Source organism: Rhodococcus sp. WAY2 (assembly GCF_009859915.1).
Lineage (GTDB): Bacteria > Actinomycetota > Actinomycetes > Mycobacteriales > Mycobacteriaceae > Rhodococcus_F > Rhodococcus_F oxybenzonivorans.
On the sequence record NZ_CP046575.1, the window covers coordinates 205,925 to 226,648 of the forward strand.

Genomic DNA, 20,724 nt, shown 5'->3' on the forward strand with positions numbered 1-20,724 from the left:
GGTCACCAGCGTGGCGAGACCGGCCGGGGCTGCTGAACTTGGGGGACGCGGATGTCGTCAGTTCAAGTTGCGGGCGAGCTGTTCGATGGGGTGGAGGCCGCGGCCGAACCGTGCGATGGCTTCCCGGTTGCGGTCGAGTTCACCGTAGGGGAGGTACCGCACGTGAAGGTCTGAGACCCGGCTGAACGCGGGGCGGCGCAGTTGCGCACGTACCTCGTCCTCACGAGAGTCGGGCGCCACCAGGTATAGACCGCGAACAGTGCCAGGCTCGCCGGAGAGGGCGAGGTCGAGCATCCGCACGATACCGGAGTAGATCGAGGTGCTGTGCTCGACCTCGAACGCCGCCGTTACGCACCCATTCGACTCCAGCCACAGGACGTCGATGAGTCTGATGGCATCGGCGGCCGGACCGCTGGCGATCGGCGGTGGGAGCACCGCCAGGCACCCGTCGGCGAGGCGGCCGTCGCCGTAGGGCCTACTGCGGTCGTTGCTCGCGATCCACACGTCGAATCCGAGCGCCAGGCCAAGATCTCGCAGCCACCCCTGTACCTGGGTATGGGTGACGTCCTGCTGGTCGGCGGCGGCCTGGGCTTTGTCTGCCTTGATGTTGCCGCGGGCCCGGGCGAGTTCTGCGTGCCACACCGACCGGGCGGCTGCCGTGTCCTCGCCTGGCAGTGGCGGGGCGGGATATCGGCCGGTGCCGATATCGAACAGCATCCCGGCGACGGCGCCGAGGTCGTTGGACAATAGGTCCCTGAACGCGGTGTTGACGGCCAGCAATCCGGCGCGCATGGACATGTACTCGTTCCACTTGCCTAGTTTGATTCTGCCTCCGGTCAGCGCGTTGTACCCCTTCACGATCGCGGTGTTGAACGGCGGCATGAGGGTGGGATGCAGGAAGTACAGGAGATTCGCCGCGGCGGGACCGAGTCCTTTGACGCCGCGGTCAGCGAACGCGTGAACGGCCGCAAGTACTTGCGCCTCGGTGGTGCAGCACCTGCACGTCTCCAGCATCCGTCCGAAAGCGAGCTGGTTTCCGCGATCCTCGTAGATGTCGGGGATTCGAAGCTTGGGCTTCCACAAGAATGCGTGGTCGGCGCCCTTGAATATCTGGCGCTGCTCGGCGACGCCGTGAACGACGGTCTCCAATGAGGATCCGCGATACGCTGTCCCGAAGGTATCGGCCTCGATTTCTGCGCTGATCTGTTCAATTCCGCGACGGAGAGACCGGAAGTTCTTCACGCGCTCCGGCCACAGAAACCAGGTGCGGTATGTCCCGCCCGGGTCCTCACGCCAGCGTGACAGGAGTTCGCGTACCGCGATGTGGTCGAACGGCAGGACAACATCGGACATGGCAGCGTCCTGAATCGAGGTCATGCCGGTCATTGTCGCAGGAGCTCCAACGAAAGTCCCCGATTCGTGTCGGCACTTCGACCAGCAGCTCGCCGAGCGTGCCGTCGGTGTGATCGCGCACGTCCCGGCCGATGGTGTGGAGGGCTATTTCTGGGCAGTCGAACGCGGCAGCGCCGGCTGGCCGGCCTCCAGCTCGCAAGGCCGTGCGTCGAAGTGAGGGACGCTTGCCGCCGCCAGTGTTTTGATGCCAGGTCAGGTCGGGCAGCGTGTCGAACAGTAGCTAATCCGCACGTCGGAGGCGGCTTATAGCTTTGCGCAGGTGACCTCCAAGGGTGGGTCGAAGGTCATATCGCGGTTGACCAATTGTGGCTACAACTAGCGAAACCCGGGATTGCGGGTGGCCTAACCAGCGCGCTGCATGAATCCCAGCGGTCACCGGTTCAGCCGTAACGCCAGAGCGCGATCACCCCGGCAGGCCGCACATCACCATCCCCGTGGATGCCATCATCGCGGTGACCACAGGTCCGACAGCCATGAGCACGATTATTGCTGTCATAAATGTCCGCATCCGCGCAAGCTCGGCGGGCCGAGGCGGCGAAGCGAGTCGTCCTGCTCGATCCAGCACGGCGATGCTGGTGGCCGCCAGCGCGCCGCCCGGAATCGGACCCGCTCCAGACAGGGCGATCAGCCCTTCGAGCAAGGACCGGGGGCCATGCGCACGCACGGCATCGTCGTCAGCGCACATCTCCAGCAGCCGAGCGACTTCGACGGCGCCGATCGTGAACAACGCCATCCGCGGGAGACTTGCTGCGAGCCCCCGGAGGACGGCGAGCAATTGATGGTGCCGGCCGGTCAGGTGTGCGCGTTCGTGAGCGAGAACCGCCTCGAGCTGTGGTCCATCAAGCGCGTCCATGGCGGCACTGGTAACCACGATGGCGTGGGGTCGGCCCGCAACGCAGTACGCCGCCCGTTCAGGGGCCTCGACGATCAGCGCATCCAGTCCGGCGACGCGGCGACCGATGATGCGGGCCCTCTGCGCATGACCGTGGGTGTGGCTACGCATGCGAAGCACACGGCACCCAAGACGCCAAACCACCACCATTACTGCGAGCACGGCCAATACCGCTAGCACTAGCAGCCCGACCTGTATGGCCACACCCGCCCGGCCACTGACGAGATCACGCAAACCGGAGAAACACGAGTTGATCACCGACCAGCCCGGCTGGTTCCAGGTGCGCACGAGTTCGAGGAGAAGAAACACCGCAGCCGCAGCCCACGAGAGCACCACACTGGCGAGCGCCGCCACCCAAGTCGCGACTCCGAGTCGCGGCGCTATCCCGCCATGAGTCGACCGCACGAGCAACGGCGGGCCGAGCACCGCCACGACGACGCTGTACAGCAACAGGCACATCGCTACGCTCATCCCGCATCCTCAGCTTCGGCCAGTCGCCGCAGGACCAAGCGCAGACTGGCGGACTCCTCGTCGCTCATCTGCTCGACGAAGTGGGCCAGCACGACGTCGGACTTGCCACCGGAGGCGAAGGCATCGCGCATCAGCCGAGCGCTGTGCTCTTCCCGCGTGAGTGTGGGCCAATAGCGGAACGCCTTTCCTGTGCGCTCCCGCGCGAGCCAACCCTTGCGTTGCAGGTTGTCCATCGTCGACATCACTGTGGTGTAGGCGATCTCACGATGTTCGGCGAGCTCATCGAAAATCTCGCGAACCGTCGTCGCTGTTCCTTCGCGACTCCACAGCCGGTCCATCACAACCGCCTCGAGCTCCCCGAATCCACGCACACGCATCGCTGCCTCCCGCTGCACTCGCCTCACAGGTTACTTCTCTGCTGATCAACTAATCCCTGGCAGGGCCAACGTGGAGCTACCCAACTTGACTTCTACTATCTACGTACGTAAATAGTAGATTAGCCGAACGCATGAGTCGGAGGCACACGATCGAAGGAGACATTATGGACATGATGGCGAACATACAGGCCTGGGTGGATTGTCAGATGATGATGATCGGACAAATGTGCGAGATGTGCGCGACGATGATGCCGGGCTAACGTTCCCGGGCGGGACCGCCCGTATATCCCGGGAGGTGAGGACGAATGCGACGGTCGGGCCACCTCACTCCCCAAATGGGGGCGGGCCGAAGGTAGCGGAGGAAGTCTCACTCTACGGTGTGGGCGGACCCGGAACCGAAGAAACTCTCGGCCGGTGTGTGAAGAAACTCTCGGCCGGTGTGTGCTGCGCCTTCGCGTCCTTGGACACGATTTCAACCGCAAAGTCAGGAAATCCGCCCGGAACCGAGCAGGAAGCTCCAATGGCCACAAGTACACCCTCCTTCCGTGTCGAAGGCATGCACTGCGGCAGCTGCGCCATGCTCGTCGACCGCGACCTTGAAGACCTCCCCGGTCTCCGTCCTACGTGGACCACCCAGGGGAGCAGCGTCGGTGCGCTCGACGCGAACCGCAACAGCCCCGAAGACGTCGTCGCCACCCCCAGCGCACTGGGCAATCACGCCTGCCTGCTGCCGTGATTTCGGCTCGCCGCTGTCGGCCCCGATGGTCGGGTTGCAGATGGGTTGATACGGAGACCGGCACGCTGCGCCCGCCGACGGAAGCACAGTTCGTGCCGTCAGGACGTCGGAGCCAATCCGCGATGACCGCAGCCGTCCGCGCTGTCGTGGTACTTCTCGCTGTGGCTGCCGTTACGTTCGGTAGCGTCGGATTGGCGAGCGCCCACCCGACGCTCCTGTTCACCGAGCCTGGATCCGAAGCTGGGGTCGCGGATTCGCCACAGTCGATCACCTTGATGTTCAACGAGACTGTCACCGTCGGCCCTGGTGCAGTCGTCCTGCTCGACAACGCTGGGCGCGAGGTTCCGGTCGGCGCCGCCAGCACCGGTCGGGACGGGCAGTTCGTCTCGGCCCGTCTCGCTGAAACTCTCCCGGCGGGCACTTATACGGTGCGCTGGCGGGTGACCGGCAGCGACGGCGACCTTGTGGAAGACGATTTTCGGTTCGCGGTCGGTCTCGCCCTGACCGGCGGTGGTGAGGGGAATGGTGGCCAGTCGACGTCGTGGCTCGATGTGGCGCTGCGCTGGCTGTTGTTTACCGGGCTCGCGGTCGCGCTCGGCGGCCTGATTGGCGAACGATTCACGTCGACGGCGCGAGCCGAGAAGCCGACACTGCCTGCGCCGCGGTCACCGGTGGCGGGCGGGGTGCTGATCGCGCTTGTGGGTGTGGTCGGACTGGGCGTCACTCTTGTCGTCGGCGCCGGTACCGGGAGCGCCTTGTGGCAGGGCGGGGCGGGCGGCGTTCTGCTGGCGGAGGCGGCCGGGTTGATGCTGGCCCTCGCCCTGATCGTGGTCGATCGCCGCCGCTGGGCTATTGCGGCGGTGATGGTGGTCGTGGCAGCCGAGGGGGTGCGGTCGCATGCGGATGTGGCCGCACCCGGTTGGGGGGCGGTGCTCACCGGTGTCCACCTTGCTGCTGCCGCAATCTGGGTCGGGGCGCTGCTACAGACGGCGCGTGCTGTGGTCGTGTGGCGGCACGAACGTGCGGCCGTTCAGTGGGTCCTGGCTGGTTACACGCGGCTGGCGGGGTGGACGTTTGTCGTCGTGGTCGTCACCGGTGTGGTGTCCGGGTTGCTGCTCGTTCCGCTGTCCGCGCTGGTGTCGACGACTTATGGTCGGGTGTTGTTGGTCAAGCTCGGGCTTGTCGCCGGCGCATCCGGGTTGGCGCTCGCGGCGCGTCGGATGCATCGCGCCCCGGATCGATTTGCCAGGGTGCGGAAGGTGATTCGGGGCGAGAGCGCCATGTTGATCCTGGTCTTGGCAGCCAGTGCCGTCCTGGTGTCCACTCCGCCGGTCAGTGGATCGCAGCAGTCGGGTCCACCGGTCCCGATCGGCCCGCTACTTCCGCTCGGAACGTTGGCCGGGCAGGTCGGCGTGAGCGTTGCCGCCAGTGAAGGTCAAGTCGTGGTGCGGCTCTCCACGCCCCGGCGCGGTGACTACTACGCGCCCGAACCCGACCAGGAGTACGCCCTTACCGGTCGACTTGCCACCAGTGGAATCGGTGGTGGCACATTAGATTTCGGTGGATGCGGTCAGGGCTGTTTCGTTGCGCCGGCTCGTTGGGGCGATGGCGACAATGTGCTCACCCTCCGAGTTGACGCGCCGGGCTGGGAGGGCGGAACGGTCAGTGAGTTGGTTCCGTGGCCGACGAAGCCCGGTGGGGATGATCTCGCTCGCGCGGTGGAGTTACTGCGCGCAGCGGGCGACATCACCGTCTATGAAGCGGTGACGAGTGATACGTCCGTCGGCACCTCCGATCCTCAGCGGTTGGATCTTTCCGCTGCGTTCTTCCTGGAACAGGAGCCGTATGCTGCCGGTACCGCTCCGGTTGCAGTCCGGATCTCACAAGGTGACGGGCCGGTTCGGCTGGCGCTTGGTTATCCGGCTGCGTCGATGAACGTCCTCCTGACCCTGGACGATCAGGGGCGGATCAGCGAGGAAACGCTGACCGACACCAAACATCTGGTGACCCGGCGATTCGTTTACTCCGATCACCGCTGAGCGTGCACGCTCGGCCGCAGCCCAGGCATCATCGCCGTCATCGCTGCTGCTGCCGCGGAATCCGCCAGCGCGGTCAGGCCGGCGGCCAGCAGCAGTGCCGGCACAACGCGCAGCGGCGACACGACATGTTGATTCGCGACGGGCGTCGGTGGGGGCGCTCTTCCAGGAGGTGGGATCGAATCGCCCTGGGTGGGTGGTGTCGACGTCGCGGTGCCCGCCGTACCGTTTCGCAAAAAAGCCTGCGCCCGGAGAATTCCTACTTCCTCTCGGAGTTCAGTGACCTGACGGCTTACCGATACCGGATCCGTGACCCGTGCGCACCGGCCACGACGCATCGGCCGGACACACGAGAAGTAAGCGATGCTCACCGCGGCGGCTGCGCGGGCGCTGTATGCGGCGGGGTTGGGGGCTGCACTACTCAGCGCCGTCTACGCCGGGCGGGCGCTGGCATTGGTATGGCTTCCGAAGTCCACAGAGTCCGAGTCGGCCGGGAAGACAGAAGTCGGTACACGGAAGGTGACGCGTCTTCAACGACTACCACTCGTAGCGCTCGCTATCGGCGCCCGTGCTCGGGGCGGTGGCGCTGCCACCCGCCTGGACCGCCTTCGCCGGCGACATACCGTCGGTGGCCGCCGGTCCCGGGCCCACTGCGGCGGAGCTCGCAATCTCGGGGACGATCGCAGTTCTCGTGGTGGTCGGGGGCGCAGTGGTCGTCCATCACAGAGGCGACCTGCGCTCGTTCGACCTCCTCGCCGGTTGGTTCGGCCTCGAAAAGTTGGCGCGGGTTGTTATCGCGACGCCGGTGTTGCGATCGGCTGCGCTCCTCGCGCGATTCGATGACCGGGTCGTCGCCGGCACCGTCGACGCAATCGCCTCTGTCGGGATGACGGCTGCACGGACAGCGATCAACCGGGCCGAATGGGCTGTAGATGCGGCAGTCCGCGCAATAGTCCGGGGCGCACGGCGATCCGGTCACCTGGCTCGCCGGCCTCAGACCGGTCAGCTGCATCAGTACTACGCGCAGGCTGTCATCGGGCTTGTGGTCCTCGCGACACTGATGCTGGCGCTCGGGTGACGTCCGACAACGAGAGAGGGTGAGCGTGCTCAGCGTTCTGGTATTTCTGCCCGCAGCGATGGCCGCCACCTTGATGGCCTTTCCTTTCGCGACCGACGCCACCGTTCGTCGGCTGTGGGTGGTAGTCACTACCGTCGAGGTGAGTTTGGTCGTAGGCATGTGGGTCCGCTACGGCCAATTGCAGATTCGCGGCGGCGACTTCGCCTTCGAAGTACGGGTGCCGTGGATACCCAGTGTCGGTTCGGACTATCACATCGGCGTGGACGGTCTCAGCCTGCCGCTGATCGCAATGACGACCGTCCTGTTTCTCGCCTGTGCGATCTACTCCTTTCGTGATACCCAGCGTGTGCGCTCGTACGCCGCATTGTTCCTCTTCCTCGAGACTGTGTGTTTGGGTGTGTTCGTCTCGCTCGATCTAGTGCTGTTCTTTGTCTTTTTCGATCTGTCGATCGTCGGCATGTATTTCGTGATCAATGGGTGGGGCCACTCCGGCGCCAGACGTGCGGCGCTTCAGTTTTCCTGTACACCTTCATCGGATCATTCGCTCTGCTCGTCGGATTCATCGTGCTGTATCTGGCAGCATCTCCCCATACCTTCGATATGGTCGAGTTGACGCAACAGAATCCGTTGGCGGGGACGGGGACTCTCGGGGTCCTGGCGTTGTTTGCGATTTTCATCGGTCTCGCGATCAAGACACCGACCGTGCCCTTTCATACGTGGCTGCCGCCCGCTCATACCGAGGCTCCCGCTGCCGGGTCGGCGATTCTTGCCGGAGTGCTGTTGAAGATGGGAACTTACGGTTTCGTGCGGATCGCGATGCCCATGCTGCCGGAGCAATGGACACGGTTTGCGCTCGTGATCGTGATCGTCGGTGTGGTAAGCGTTTTGTACGGTGCCCTTGTGGCACTGGCACAGTCGAATTTCAAGCGGATGATCGCCTACACGTCGGTCAACCATATGGGGTATATCGTGCTCGCGGTGGGGGCTGCCGGCCTCGTAGGTCGCTCCGACGAGCAGGCTCGTCAACTTGCCGTCACGGGCGCCGTCACGCAGATGGTCAGTCACGGCTTGATCACCGCGGCACTGTTCTTGCTTGCTGGTGTCCTCTACGAAAGAGGCGGAACGTATGACATCACCTCGTACGGCGGCCTGGCTGCGCTGACACCCGTGTTCGCTGCGGCCACCGCACTGGCGGCGTTCGCCTCACTCGGACTTCCCGGATTCTCGGGATTCATCGCCGAATTCCAAATTTTCACCGGTTCCCTCGGCGCCGCACCGGTCGCCACGGTTCTGGCGTTCAGTGGCATCCTGATCACCGCAGCACTGTTTCTGCGCGCCTATCAACGCATCTTCCTCGGTCCCGCTCGCGTCGGTTCGGCTGCAGACTTCACAGCCCCCGAGGCTGCCTCGATCCTGCCGCTCATCGCTGCGTCGGTAATCATCGGCCTCTTTCCGCGCTTCCTACTCGATGTGATCGAACCGGCCTCCCGCGCCCTTCTCCTTCTGCTGGATCGCTGACATGGGCGAGATGACCGGAGGGATGGGCACAGAACTCCTCCTCTTGCTGCCCGAAGCGCTTCTCGCGGCGTTCGCAGTCGCGGGTTTGCTCCTCGGCTCATTCCTGCCTCGAAACCTCCAATGGGTTGTCCGAGCGTTCGCCGCCGTTGGTGTCCTGTCCGCATTGGTGGCCACCTTGACGGTCTGGGGCAAGGATCCGACGACGGTGTTCGACGCCAGCTACGCCATCGACTCGGCGACCAATGCGACGCGCATCATCGTCACGGTGTCGGTGCTGGTGGTCCTCGCGCTCTCGGCCCCCGAGACCCGAAACAACACACGGGAATCCGAGTTCGTGGTCCTGCTCCTGCTTGGGGGTCTCGGCGCTGTCCTGCTCTCCGGGACCAGCGACCTGATGCTCCTCGTCGGCGCATACCTGCTTGCCAGTGTTCCGTTGTACGCGCTCACCGGTTTCGCAAAAGATCCCGCCGGGACCGAAGCGACCATGAAGTACTACCTCCTCGGTGCACTGTTCGGCACAACGATGCTGTTCGGCGCAACCATCGTGTTCGGGATCGGCGGCGCCACCGCGTACCACGCCCTCGCGGAGACTGCGTCCGCTGCGCCGCAGGGCGCATTTGCGATCGGGGCAGTCGCGCTACTGGCCGGTCTGCTGTTCAAGGCCGGCGCGGTACCGACCCATTTCGGTGCCCGACGTGACAGAGGGTGCGCGCCCAGCCGTCGCTGCGTTCGTCACCACAGTGCCCAAGGTCGGTGCGGTGGTAGCGACCTACCGGCTAGCGGCCACACTCCTCGATGGCACCGAGTTGAATTGGCCTCTGCTGATCGCCGTGATCGCGGCCGCCACGATGACTCTCGGCAATTTCGCGGCGTTCTTCCAGACGAACGTCAGGCGACTGCTCGCTTATTCGACAATTAGTCAGGTCGGCTATCTACTCATCGCGGTGGCGGCCGCGGGGCGCAGCGATCTCGCCTTGCCCAGCGTCTTGCTCTACCTTGCGGCCTATGCGGTCACGAACCTCGGCGCGTTCGCGGTGGTCTGCGCCCTGCCGCAACTGAAGATACTGAGCGACTACCGGGGTCTACTACGTAGATACCCCTGGCTCGCCGTCAGCCTGGTGGTGTGCCTGCTCGGGCTTGTCGGCACTCCCCCTACGGGTGTATTCGCAGGAAGCTCACGTTCTTCACTGCTGCCTTCGACGCTGGTCTCGGCTGGCTGGGGGTACTGGCCGCGGTAAACACAGTGGCAAGTTTGTTCTATTACCTGAGGTGGATCGTGCCCGCGCTGGGAGGCGGCCCGGATATCTCCGAAACACCCGGCCGACCGCAGCGTACGGCGGTCTGCGCCCTTGCCGCGGTATCGGTGTTACTCGGAGTTCTCTCGGGACCAATTCTCGACGTATTCGGTGGGCCGCTGGCCGCACGCTGACCCTCTACACGGCGCCTATCTATCGACTGTCCTTCCGGGCGTGCCTCGGCACCGAATCACTAGTCCTACGGTTCTGCTGCAATACGCTCGGTCGGTTCGGCGATCGACCCGGCTTCGGGTCCGCGTCGATAGGGGAATCCCGCAGGTCTAGATCGGACACTGGATGACCCACCCGCAGAGTGTGCATGAGTTTGTCGTAGATGGGTGTCTGAGTCAACAGATCCGCCTCCTCCGATCGGCCATCCTTGGGAAAGTGTCCTCTCATTCCGCGGGCACTCTACCAGCGCCTACTAAGACCGTTAGTAGTTGGGTGCACCGTCCGCGGTCTTGCCAGGGAAGTCCGCTCAGTCCCGCGCCGCTCCACAGTCGCGGCCCGGGAGACACAAGATACGCGTGGGGACGGATGGCCGGAAACCGTTTCCTAGGAACCCGGAGGTTGCAGTGCACGGCCGGCCGCTGTCCATGCCTTCATCCCGCCGCTCAACTCGATGAGGTTCGAGTACCCCATCGACGTGAGGGTTCCGGCTGCGACTGCACTCATGCGTCCGGTCATGCAGTAGAGGGCGATCGGTGTACTCCGATCACCGGGCAGTTCGGTAGCGCGCTGGCTTAGCTGGTCAAAAGGTATCCACACATCCGTGCCAGCGATCGATCCCTCGTCCGGGGTGTGGACATTGATGACGAACACGTCGGCAGCTGCGACTGCGTCGGCGAACTCGGAAACTCCAACTTGTCGGACGGCCGGCCCTTGGTCAGCCGTCGCGCCGGTCGGGGGCCCGGACCCGCAGCCGACGACAACCAGCAATACCATGATCAACAACGTCACAAAGGAAGCACCTACATCGATCGGGAGCATCCCCCTGCCGGACCGACAGGGCACGCGCGCAGAGCCGGGTGGTGGCAGTCCCAGTAAGGGCACCGACGACCGCATGTCCCAATCGCCTCCTTCGCCGCGTCAGGTCGGACGCATCCGTGCTGTTGTGGATACCGCCCTACGGGATTGAACTTTTCGCACATACTCCCCACATACTATGCAACATAGTAGTTGGGTATCGTGGTACGAGGAGGATATGTTGTGGCAGATAGCGCGCATCCAGGAAGTCGCAGGGAAGCGCCATACACAGATGCTGATCGTCGGGCGCGGCGCCTCCGAACCTGGGGATGGCTGACCCTAGCAGCCGGAATTCTGATGGGGTCGGCCCACCTCATCGCCCACCGGGGTCGTCTGGAATTCCTTTCGACTACCGGCTGGGAAGACGTCGTGCTGGGCTACCCCATGGCCGCTGCAGTGTCGTTCGCCGGCTTCGCCATGATCAGGGCCCGCACGGCCTGATCACGAAGCATCGCCCACCCTCCGGAAGCGATACCCGCACAGCTACAGCAGCAAGCACGAAACCAAGGCCATAGCTCCGAGTAGACCGGCAACGGGCACAGCTGGCAGAGCGATCGCGGTGCCGCTCGCCAACAGAGCCCGTACCAGGCGGACCGGGGCGCCGTGACGGTACGGATGGCACGAGAGTCGGTCGAGACGCAATTCCGTCCCGTCGCAGGCAATCCCCAATGCTTGCGCCGGAACCGAATGCGACTGCAGGTTTCTGAGTGCTCGGCACACCGAATCCCGGCCATGCGAACGAGCCGCGGATGCATCCGCCTCGATCTCTACGAGTAGACGAACCAGCGCCGGCGAAGTCCGCATGATCGGCAGCCACGGCAAAGCAAAGGCCATGGACTCGGCGAAACCCACAAGCAGATGGTGACGGCCACGAATGTGCGCACGCTCATGGGCCAGTACCGCGGCCACAGCAGCGGGATCCAGATGCGACCGCAATCCACTGCTCACCACCACAAGTGACGGCCGCCCTGCCACGCTGTAGGCAAGCGGTTTGTCAAACGGTAACCACAGCGTCGAAGCCGTCGCCGCCGTGCCGTCGAGGATACGAACAAGGCCGATATGTGTTTGATGGAGTACACGACGCTCACGTATCGATCGTGTGAGATGAATTGTCCACCGCCCAGCTGCAGTGACCAGCACCAAGATGCCGAGCGCACCGATCGTGGTTTCGACTGCCGCAGGCGCGTCATTATGGAGCTTGAGCCAGCACTGGTGGACGACGTCAGCGATCGAAGACGCACCCCCGTGACTGGGGACAAGGCTCAGCGACACCGGAACGACAATGCTCATGAGAGTGCCGAACACAAGTGCTCCCCAAGTGACGAGCGCGACCTGGGAATCGACACCTCGACGAATTGCGGTCGACAGAAGACGTGGCGCGATCATGGCCACAATCAACCCGCCTGCGGCCCACAGCAGAAGAGCTGTCACTTCTTCTTCTTTTTTCCTCGCTCGCGCAGCCCACGGGCGAGGATCTTCGATTCATTGTCGGACGTACCCCGCGCAAAGTGAAGGAGCACGCCAGTAGGGTCGCCGGTCGAATCGAGCAATGAACGCAATGCACCAGCCGCCGCGTCTTCGCGACTGCGAGTCGCCTGGTAGCGATACGCCCGACCGACACGTTCCCGATGGACCCAATCCTTGCGATAAAGATTGTCGAGCACCGTCATCACCGTCGTGTAAGCAGGCTCTCGTTCGTCATCGAGCCCATCGATCACGTCACGCACCCGCAAAGCGTCGCTGGAACGCCACAAGACGTCCATAACGAGAGCCTCTAGCTCACCCAAACCCTGCATTCTTCCTCCTGCCGTGACCACCTTAGTCGCCGCATCCGTCCAGAGCGGAACGTTCCGCTGCCGCGGCGGCCGGCGAACCCTCATTGCATCGGGGTGGATCCGGCTCAGATGACGTTTGGGGACTCGTCCCCTTCCGACTGGGCGATCATTGCAGGCGCCGATGAGGCGTGTCGTGCACGCTGGCTGACGCCGAGGTGACGATCCCTCCCGCCGCCGTAAGGCCTTCCCGCGCCCGCGCCTCAAATTTGTGACTCCGTGACGCCGCGAATCTCCAGCAGGGCATTTGGATGCGCGGTCAACGGACTGGCAGCGAGGAGCAGTGCTGCGTGCGGGGAGTCGGCAATCATGATGATGTCACCGCCAGCAGCGTAGGTGGCGTGATCGTGCATCCGCCCGTGCCGGTCCACGTCGAAGGTCATCGTCCGATTGTCGTCGTCGACGAAGAGCGCTCTTCGGGTACCGATTCCGACTCCAGGCGGCGTTTCCGGTGGAGCGAAGCATACGAATCGCCACCCCAACATCGACAGATCAGCGAACGGGTAGTTGGCCAGAAACCCGCCCCGCCCGTCCGTCATCATGTCTTGCATATCGACTCGGTTGCGTGCGGGTCCGCGTCGCCGATCCGGCGGAATGTGGCCACGCCCCGGGCCGGGGCGGTCCCCGCCTGGATCGGATGGCTCGTATGGGAACGGCGCCGGCCCCTTTGATGAGGGACGGAAAGGCTCGACGACATGTGCCACCGCGTCGATGCTCACAATGAGTCGCTGCGGGGTGCTTTCCCATTCACACAAAATCAATGGCCCGAGCCGATGAACTGGAACTCGTGAACCATCGGCGAGGGCCGCGGAAACAGCGGCAGGCCTATCGAGGGCACTGATCACCAGCCACCATGTCGGATCAGGTCTGTCACCAGGACAAACTTGCTGTTTCAGTACGTAGGGAAAAAAGTCCGGGTCGCTTGAACAGAAGGTCGACGTTGTACCCCAATACACGCTACAGGCGTCGGACGCGGATCCGATCTGAGAGGTGCCGTCATCGCACCACTGTGCGATCAGCCCTGATCTAGGCAATGACAACGAGTAGGTCGGCATGTGGCACCTTCATCATCGGCTGCGCGAGTGCGAGTCTTCATCATAATTCGGTGTACCCCGAGTCAGCTGATTCCTCCGCTCAGACAGTTGAAGCGGTACGTGGCGGGTGGCGGCTGTCCCACTGAGGAGTCCTTGGACAGTTTCGCTACGGATCAGGGTCGACGACCCCGGACCTGCTGCAAGGAAAGGTATCGACCACGAAGCAGCGCCGGACTCACGCATCGGTGCCATTCTCCAGCCGGAGTAAGCGTTGCATCACCTCCGGTGCGGCGCGGCCATGCTCTGACCGCTCGCCCAGTGCGGCGAAAGGCGCCGAGGGCCGGGGTAACCCTCCATGTCCGTTGTGGAGTTTGGTTTCAGCCTCGTGTCGATCTCGGGGAGCACCCCCAAACTCGCGCGGACAGTGTCGTATGGGTTCCTCGACGAGCACTTCCCGTGCCGAGCCGTCCCGACCGTGTACTTCGGGACCGCCGCGCGCGTGAGGGGTCTGGCCGGAGAAGTCACTTCGTATCCGGCAAAGTAGGTGTTACCCCCTCGCCGGTAGACCTGGATGTCCGTAACATTCGAATTCGAGGTGGTTTGCTCTGGCCACTCTTGGGTTGGTAGAGGTAACGATGATCTTTCGGATGGTGGCCGACCTGACGGCGGTCCTTCACTTCACCTTTCTCGCCTTCGTCGTCGTCGGTGGCTTCCTCGCTTGGCAATGGCCCCGCCTCATCCTGTTGCATGCATTAGCCGTCGTATGGGGCTTCGGTACAGTCCTGACTGGGCTCGGGTGTCCGCTCACTTACCTGGAAAATTGGGCTCGCCGAAACGCCGGTGACGTCGAGTTGCCATCGACCGGATTCATTGACTACTACCTGACCGGTGTTGTCTACCCCGAGAATGCCGTCGCCCTGGTACGGGCGCTCGTACTGTGTGCCGTTTTGACCTCTTGGTTGGGGTTCGCACTGCAACGACGACGCCATGTTGCCGCAATGTCCAGGCCCGCGACGTGGCAGACCCCTCACTGAGAATTTCCGAGTGAGACGCCAAGGTGGGCACCGGTGTGCGGCCGCCTTGTCCTGTCCGTGCATGATCGGATAACCACAAGACGATGTGGTCTTTCGACGCGGCGCCGACGAAGCGCCGGACTACCTCCACCGCTTAGACCGTATGTCGTGACTGCTCGCGGATTGGAGTGGTTGCTGGTCGGGACCTCGCTCATGCAACCTCGTGGGTTACCGAGCGTGTTTCCGTGCTCGGCCTTTCCGAGTGTGAGGAGGCCCGAGCGTTTTGTGAGCGCACGAGTGTTGGGCGGGATGTGCATGCCCGCTCGGTCGTCGCGGCGGCGATCGATGGACAGACTGGAGAGGTGTTCGAGGCAGGGTTTACGTCCTCGCACACGGAGGTGCTCGAGTGTCGAACTTCGGGGCCCGTGTGTGGTGGTGTACGAGTCCGGGCCGACTGGGTTCGGATTGGCTCGCGCGCTGAGGACGGGGGTGGAGCTGGGGGGGTCGTCGAAGCTGCACCGCCCGGCTGGCGATCGAGCGTAGACCGTCGCGCGAGATGCCTTGCACCTGGCTCTGCTCACCCTCGCCGATCAGCACCTGAGCGTGCCGACCGACAAAGGCGCCGACGCCGGCCGCAAGGTCGGGACCCTGGCCGGCCGGGATGGTCGGCGAGATGGTCCGGCGGCGCCGGCAGAATCGCCGACCTGGCGATGTTGCGGCACGGGCCGATGGGGGGGCTTCCCCCCTGAGTGAGGACATCATGAACACTGGGTCGTGAAGACCCAGAGGAAGAGATGTCACTGATGGCGATGAAGGCGTACTCGGCGGAGTTCAAAGCCGATGCCGTCGCGCTGTACCTGTCCGATCCGAGCCACACGTTCGAGGGCATCGGCAAGGATCTGGGAGTCAGCCGCGAGACGCTGCGCACCTGGGTGCGGGCCGAACGCAAACGCACCGGCGCTCCCGCGGCCGAGCTCCGGGCCAGTGGGGCGGCGCGGCCGGCATCGCGGGCCGGCGGGGTATCGTCCGAGTCCGTGTTGGAGGAAGAGAACAGGCAGCTCAAGGCCCAGATCCGCAAGCTCGAAACCGAACGGGAGATCCTGCGGAGGGCCGCGAAATATTTCGCCGGGGAGACGAATTGGTGAGCAGCCACTTCCAATTCGTTGACGACCACTGCGACACCTTTCCGGTGAAGTGGCTGTGCCAGATCCTCGAGGTCTCCCGCTCGGGGTTCTACCGGTGGCGGGCCGCCGCGCCGGCCCGGGACGCCCGCACCTCCGCCGACGAGGAGTTGGCCGCCCGGATCCGCGCCATCCACGACGACTCCGACGGCACCTACGGGGCCCCACGGGTGACCGCCGAACTGCGCGATGCCGGGATCGAGGTCAATCACAAGCGGGTCGAACGGGTCATGCGCGTGAAGGGGATCGTCGGGCTGCATCTGCGCAAACCGGTGCGCACCACGATTCCCGCCCCGGACGCGGCCCCGGTGCCGGACCTGGTCCGGCGGGATTTCACGGCGAGCGCACCGAACACCAGGTACGTCGGGGACATCACCTACCTGCCGGTGGGTGACGGTGAATTTCTGTATCTGGCGACGGTGTTGGACCTGGGTTCGAGACGGTTGGCGGGGTGGTCGATCGCCGACCATATGCGCACCGAGTTGGTCACCGATGCGCTGCGGGCGGCGGCCGCCTGTCGTGGCGCCGCCGGGCTCGATGGATCAATATTCCACTCCGACAACGGAGCTCAATATGCATCGGCGGAATTCGCCGAACTCTGCTGCGAGTTGGGGGTGACCAGATCGCGGGGTGCGGTCGGAACGTCGGCGGACAACGCGGCCGCCGAGTCGCTGAATGCGACGTTGAAACGGGAGACGCTGAAGGGGCGGAAACGCTGGAACAGTGCGGGCGAGGCGCGCGCTGCCGTGTTCCGCTGGATCACGCGATACAACACCAGAAGGAGGCATTCCACTCTCGGCCAAATCTGTCCGGTCGAGTTCGAGCAGCGATCGGCTACGCTGGCCACCGCCGCATAGGAATAGGTGTCCACATCTCGGGGGGAACGCCCGGGGACCTCACCCGTGCCGCCGGCACCCTCACCGGCGATCCCCGGTTGGCGAAGGCGACCACCGGCACCATCCGGCGCACCATCGTCTCGGTCCCCGCCCGGATCGCGTCCTCGGCCCGACGCCTGAGGCCTCACCTACCCACACATTGGCCGTAAGAAACAGCCTGGCACACCCTGTTCTACAGAACTTTCAGCCCCAATCACCCGATCATCGCCTAATACGCACCCCACCCGCCGGCCTCCATGTGTGAAAGACTCCGTGGAACACCCGACACCGGAGGTGGGACGATCAACCACGCTCAGAGCCCGTCCTGTGTCGCACAACGAAACTCGCCGCGACCACATCAGAGAATCGGTGCATTCGGGTTTAGCCTGACTGCAGATGAGCTGCCAGCGCACTCACTCTTGGACACCCGATATCCGTCAGGTTTGGAGGCCAGCGAGCGCTAGAGGAGTCGGGTCACATATGGAGTCATCCCGCTCCAACGTACCGGCGAAACCTTCACTACGTCACCCGACTCGGGGGCTTCGAGCATCTGATCGTTCCCGAGGTACAAGGCCTCATGCTCGCTGCCGTTGGGACCGTAGAAGATCAGGTCACCGCGTTTCATCTGAGATGTCGGAAACTGGGCCCCCGCGGTGTATTGGTATCCAGAGTAGTGCGGGAGGGAGATTCCCACCCCGGCAAAGGCATACAGAATCAGGCCCGAGCAGTCGAAGCCGGGGTTCATGTAGTCACCGAAGCTATCCGCGACTCCGCCGTCACGGATCCCGACGGTGGGCCCCTTTGCGTTCCCGCCGCCCCAGGAGTAGCGCACTCCCAGTTGTGACATCGCACGGTCTATTACCGTCTCGATGGCTGCGCTGCCTGTGGGCGTTTCCTCGCCGGTGTCAGGTCCTTCATCAGCAGGACCTGAGGGGTCGTCCGACGTACTTCTACCGGCCCGGTCGGTGGATGCAGTGGTTTCGCTGTCAGCGGCGATGTCGTCTTCCGGAGGGTCGCTGACCTGTGTGTGCGGTCTTTCCCCATCGGCGATCTTCGCCGCCCGCTCCTGCGCTACCCGGTTGGCTGCGACCCGTGCAGCCGCCTCCGATGCCGCCTGTTGCGCCACTGTTGCGGCGGCCGCAGCAGCAGCTTCCTCCGCCTGACGCTGGATGTCCCATTGGCCATACACCTGGCGTTGATCCTGCAATCCCACGACACTGCTTCTCGCGGCGTCGAGTTGGGCCTGCGCCGAATTTCGTTCCTTGATGATTTCGGCCTGTTGGCTGGTTGCTGATTGTTGAGCGGTTACCGCCTGCTCTATGGCATCCTGCGCCTGGGACTTCTTCTCCTCTGCGGCGGCCGCAGCAGCGTCGGCTGCCTGCTTGGCAGCCCGCGCCGATGAATCCCTGTTCGCCTGTGTGGTTCGAGCGCGTTGGAGATCTTCCATAACAGCGGTGCGCTTGTCCACAATTACGCGGAGCAGATCAGCACGAGCCAAGATATCATCAGGTCCGCTCGAACCGAGAAGGGTGGTGAGCGCGCCTGCCGTTCCCTGCCGGTAGCTGGCAGCGGCGAACTCGTCGAACTGCTGCTGTGCCTGGTCAATTGTCGCCGTCGCGGCAACGACGTTACTGCGGGCGGCGCCCACAGCGGCTGTAGCAACCTCGACTTCGTCACGTGCATTCTGCAGGTCTACGAGCGCCTTGTTGACCTCCTCGCGTTTGATCGCGACCTGGGAAGCTATCCCCTCGAGGCGTTGGTTCGCCGAGGCGACCTGGTTAATCAGATCGCCTACCTGCTCCAGACGTTGGCCCACCTGGTCGTTGGCGTACTGAAGGTCGGAATCGCTAGGGTTTGGCGGTGGTGGTGGGATGCCCACGGCGACACCAGGAAGAGAGATGACTGTCGCTCCGACGAGTACGAAACCGAACAATAGCCGGGCCGAACGGGCACGCCCCAGGCCGGGTTGACATCGCTGCCCCACGGCATCCTCCCTCCGCCTATGCCACCTCGTTCGATCCCCACATTTCTGCTAACTCCATGTCATGCCTTAAATGCCGTGGACGGCGAGCATCCTCGGACGACTAGGGCACAACAGGTCATGTACTAAGAACGATAGTAGATAATTACCACTCATCCGCCCCATATGACAAATAGCGACACATGACTCACTTCCGCACCACCATTGGGCCGTCGCCCACGTTGGCACGGCGGCCGATCGGCGACCGAAGCCCAATGCGGCCGAGAGAACCAAACTCTCTTACAGCCGAAACACGTGTCGCGAGGCCCCGGCGATGGCGTTACTCATGTTGTCGGGTGGACTGCACGCGAATGGAGGTGCGCGGGGTAACTCACCGAGGCAGACTCGTTCCGGCCGGGTGCCGATGGTCGCCAAAGGAAGCAAGGAATGAGTGGTGCCATCGGTGCGGCGCTCGTTTACCGAAGCCGCCGATCTACCTCCGTAGCGAACGACCACCCAACTGGAGCCATTTCTCGGGATCGACCTTCAGCCCGCTCGGCAAGGTGACCTCGAAGTGCAGATGCGGGCCGGTGGAGTTTCCGCGGTTCCCGACGGTCGCGATCTGCTGCCCCGCGCTGACGCGTTCTCCAACCGCGACCAGGTTGCCGTTGTTGTGTCCGTAGGTGGTCACGGTCCCGTCGTCGTGGCGGATCCGCACCCACAGTCCGAAGCCCTGGGCGGGTCCGGCATTGATGACTTCACCGTCGGCGACGGACACGATTGGGGCTCCGATGGTGTTGGCGATGTCGATGCCTTCGTGTCCTCGGCCGTCGCCAAAGATGGAGGTGATCAGTCCCGATGTTGGGGCCTGTCCGAATATCTGGGCGCCGATGCCCGGCAGATTGTTCGGCGGTGACAGCAGCCATTCAAACTGTCCCTCGATTGCCCGGATCCTAGCGACATATGGCTTGGTCTGGTTCTCGTAATCCGGTAAACCGTACGGTATTCCGCCAGATTTACGTACGGCCCCGATGCCGGCGTTATATCCGGCGATTGCCATGTCCAATGTGTCACCCGCTACCACACCTTGCTCCTTCCAACCCTCGATCTCGAGGAACATGTCACACAGCAGGTGGCCGGAGGCCATCACCGAGTCGCCGACGTCGAGGATGTTCGCCCGCCCGTCGCCATCAGCATCCTTCCCATACCTCGCCCAGGTTCCTGGCATGAACTGGCCGGGACCCCGCGCGCCGTCTCGCGAGACGGGTGCCGTCGCACCGTATCGGAATCCGTTTTCTACCGAATACAACGCCGCCAGAGTGGGGGATTTGATTCCGGCACAAATGTTGCCCGCCTTCTGAAACCAGGGGACGAACACAGCAATGGCGCCCACCTGCGCCGTTGTGGGACTGAAGAGGTAGCCAGTCTCGGGTGCGGGATGCACCCCTCCGCTGAACTTTCCGGAGAAGGCCTCTATGGAAACAGCCTCCTCGACAGACACGGTGGCCCCAGAAGTTGGGTCCTCCGTGCGGGTCGCGGCATCGAGGTCCGGGGCTGGTCCTGGTGCGATCCCCTCAGCGCGGGGCTCAACGGTCGGATAGTGCTCTGATGAGGAGGGAAGATATGGGTCCACCGCAGTCTGGACAGCATTAGCCAGGTCCCCAACTACTAGCTGCGCCGGTCCTTGAGCTTGCTGCGGAAGGAACTCGATGTATTCGTTGAGCTGCTCACCGAACGCCGGCGCCGAAGTTTTGATCGATTGAATTTGCTGCGTACCATAATCCTTCAGCGTTGGGGGCATATCAGCTCCCTGTATGACACCGCCGAGAGCCGTGGCCAACCCGACGATGACCGCCGAAGGATCAACGGACATTTGCGCCTCCAACTGTGAGCTTGCCGACTCGAACCCACCTATTGTGGTCTAAGTCTCCAGGCTGGGTGCCTATTTCGCGTCACACTTGTTGAGGTTGTCGGTCCGTACTTGGTG

16 protein-coding genes and 4 pseudogenes are annotated in these 20,724 nt (G+C 63.7%); 10 read left to right on the top strand and 10 right to left on the bottom strand.

All coding sequences use genetic code 11. The features are described 5' to 3' along the window. Window positions 1-57: 57 nt before the first annotated feature. From GFS60_RS37720 to GFS60_RS37730, 3 genes are all read right to left on the bottom strand, one after another. Window positions 58-1,377 (bottom strand): hypothetical protein, encoded by a 1,320-nt coding sequence (locus GFS60_RS37720; RefSeq protein WP_442972245.1) that lies wholly within the window; start codon window positions 1,375-1,377, stop codon window positions 58-60. Window positions 1,378-1,816: 439 nt separating this feature from the next. After that, window positions 1,817-2,776, bottom strand: a complete 960-nt coding sequence (locus GFS60_RS37725) for a M56 family metallopeptidase (protein WP_159929786.1) — start codon at window positions 2,774-2,776, stop codon at window positions 1,817-1,819. Beyond that, on the bottom strand, window positions 2,773-3,153 hold the full coding sequence (locus GFS60_RS37730) for a BlaI/MecI/CopY family transcriptional regulator (protein WP_159929788.1): 381 nt from the start codon (window positions 3,151-3,153) through the stop codon (window positions 2,773-2,775). The genes GFS60_RS37725 and GFS60_RS37730 overlap by 4 nt, the downstream gene beginning before the upstream one ends. Window positions 3,154-3,673: 520 nt before the next feature. Between GFS60_RS37730 and GFS60_RS37735 the strand changes: the two genes are divergently transcribed. After that, window positions 3,674-3,889 carry a heavy-metal-associated domain-containing protein gene (locus tag GFS60_RS37735; protein ID WP_159929790.1) on the top strand — a complete coding sequence of 72 codons (216 nt, stop codon included), beginning with the start codon at window positions 3,674-3,676 and terminating at the stop codon, window positions 3,887-3,889. Window positions 3,890-4,011: 122 nt separating this feature from the next. After that, window positions 4,012-5,928 (top strand): copper resistance CopC/CopD family protein, encoded by a 1,917-nt coding sequence (locus GFS60_RS37740; RefSeq protein ID WP_159929792.1) that lies wholly within the window; start codon window positions 4,012-4,014, stop codon window positions 5,926-5,928. Here the strand turns inward: GFS60_RS37740 and GFS60_RS40085 are convergent. Continuing rightward, entirely contained in the window at window positions 5,919-6,050 is a 132-nt protein-coding gene (locus GFS60_RS40085; protein WP_268962684.1) for a hypothetical protein, read from the bottom strand. The two genes, GFS60_RS37740 and GFS60_RS40085, sit on opposite strands and share 10 nt — an antisense overlap. A gap of 455 nt (window positions 6,051-6,505) precedes the next feature. Between GFS60_RS40085 and GFS60_RS37745 the strand changes: the two genes are divergently transcribed. The 3 genes and pseudogenes from GFS60_RS37745 (at window position 6,506) to GFS60_RS37755 (ending at window position 9,950) form a co-directional block, all read left to right on the top strand. Beyond that, window positions 6,506-7,003, top strand: a complete 498-nt coding sequence (locus GFS60_RS37745; protein ID WP_159929794.1) for a hypothetical protein — start codon at window positions 6,506-6,508, stop codon at window positions 7,001-7,003. A 25-nt stretch (window positions 7,004-7,028) separates the two neighbouring features. Further along, window positions 7,029-8,521: pseudogene (locus tag GFS60_RS37750) on the top strand (complex I subunit 4 family protein). Between the two features lie 22 nt (window positions 8,522-8,543). After that, window positions 8,544-9,950, top strand: a pseudogene (locus GFS60_RS37755) (NADH-quinone oxidoreductase subunit N). A gap of 421 nt (window positions 9,951-10,371) precedes the next feature. Here the strand turns inward: GFS60_RS37755 and GFS60_RS37760 are convergent. Further along, window positions 10,372-10,881, bottom strand: a complete 510-nt coding sequence (locus GFS60_RS37760) for a rhodanese-like domain-containing protein (protein ID WP_328799873.1) — start codon at window positions 10,879-10,881, stop codon at window positions 10,372-10,374. A gap of 258 nt (window positions 10,882-11,139) precedes the next feature. Here GFS60_RS37760 and GFS60_RS37765 point away from each other — a divergent pair, with 258 nt between their 5' ends. After that, the gene (locus GFS60_RS37765) at window positions 11,140-11,283 is read left to right on the top strand and encodes a hypothetical protein (protein WP_159929798.1); all 144 of its coding nucleotides are present in this window, start codon (window positions 11,140-11,142) and stop codon (window positions 11,281-11,283) included. Window positions 11,284-11,325: 42 nt separating this feature from the next. Here the strand turns inward: GFS60_RS37765 and GFS60_RS40630 are convergent, their stop codons facing one another. The 3 genes from GFS60_RS40630 to GFS60_RS37780 all read right to left on the bottom strand — a co-directional run bounded on the left by GFS60_RS40630 (window position 11,326) and on the right by GFS60_RS37780 (window position 13,213). Continuing rightward, a complete protein-coding gene (locus GFS60_RS40630; RefSeq protein ID WP_442972247.1) occupies window positions 11,326-12,228 on the bottom strand; it encodes a M56 family metallopeptidase in 903 nt (300 codons plus the stop codon). A gap of 41 nt (window positions 12,229-12,269) precedes the next feature. After that, a complete protein-coding gene (locus GFS60_RS37775; protein WP_159929802.1) occupies window positions 12,270-12,638 on the bottom strand; it encodes a BlaI/MecI/CopY family transcriptional regulator in 369 nt (122 codons plus the stop codon). A 239-nt stretch (window positions 12,639-12,877) separates the two neighbouring features. After that, the gene (locus GFS60_RS37780; protein WP_159929804.1) at window positions 12,878-13,213 is read right to left on the bottom strand and encodes a hypothetical protein; all 336 of its coding nucleotides are present in this window, start codon (window positions 13,211-13,213) and stop codon (window positions 12,878-12,880) included. Window positions 13,214-14,343: 1,130 nt separating this feature from the next. Between GFS60_RS37780 and GFS60_RS37785 the strand changes: the two genes are divergently transcribed. The 4 genes and pseudogenes from GFS60_RS37785 to GFS60_RS37800 all read left to right on the top strand — a co-directional run. Continuing rightward, window positions 14,344-14,742 (top strand): DUF2784 domain-containing protein, encoded by a 399-nt coding sequence (locus GFS60_RS37785; protein ID WP_159929806.1) that lies wholly within the window; start codon window positions 14,344-14,346, stop codon window positions 14,740-14,742. Window positions 14,743-15,294: 552 nt separating this feature from the next. Then, window positions 15,295-15,455, top strand: a pseudogene (locus tag GFS60_RS37790) (IS1380 family transposase); the annotation flags it as partial. Window positions 15,456-15,524: 69 nt separating this feature from the next. Beyond that, window positions 15,525-16,759 (top strand): IS3 family transposase gene (locus GFS60_RS37795; protein ID WP_268962685.1). Its coding sequence is split into 2 segments (ribosomal slippage): window positions 15,525-15,846 and window positions 15,846-16,759, totalling 1,236 coding nucleotides; the frame shifts between segments, so codons are not numbered across the junction. A 35-nt stretch (window positions 16,760-16,794) separates the two neighbouring features. Beyond that, window positions 16,795-16,947 (top strand): annotated as a pseudogene (locus GFS60_RS37800) (IS1380 family transposase); the annotation flags it as partial. 290 nt (window positions 16,948-17,237) lie between these two features. On the opposite strand, the gene GFS60_RS37805 reads toward GFS60_RS37800, so the two are convergent. Together GFS60_RS37805 and GFS60_RS37815 are read right to left on the bottom strand one after the other, a co-directional pair. Further along, the gene (locus GFS60_RS37805) at window positions 17,238-18,761 is read right to left on the bottom strand and encodes an NlpC/P60 family protein (RefSeq protein WP_159929808.1); all 1,524 of its coding nucleotides are present in this window, start codon (window positions 18,759-18,761) and stop codon (window positions 17,238-17,240) included. A 469-nt stretch (window positions 18,762-19,230) separates the two neighbouring features. After that, window positions 19,231-20,610 carry a peptidoglycan DD-metalloendopeptidase family protein gene (locus GFS60_RS37815; RefSeq protein WP_236603757.1) on the bottom strand — a complete coding sequence of 460 codons (1,380 nt, stop codon included), beginning with the start codon at window positions 20,608-20,610 and terminating at the stop codon, window positions 19,231-19,233. Between the last annotated feature and the right edge of the window lie 114 nt (window positions 20,611-20,724).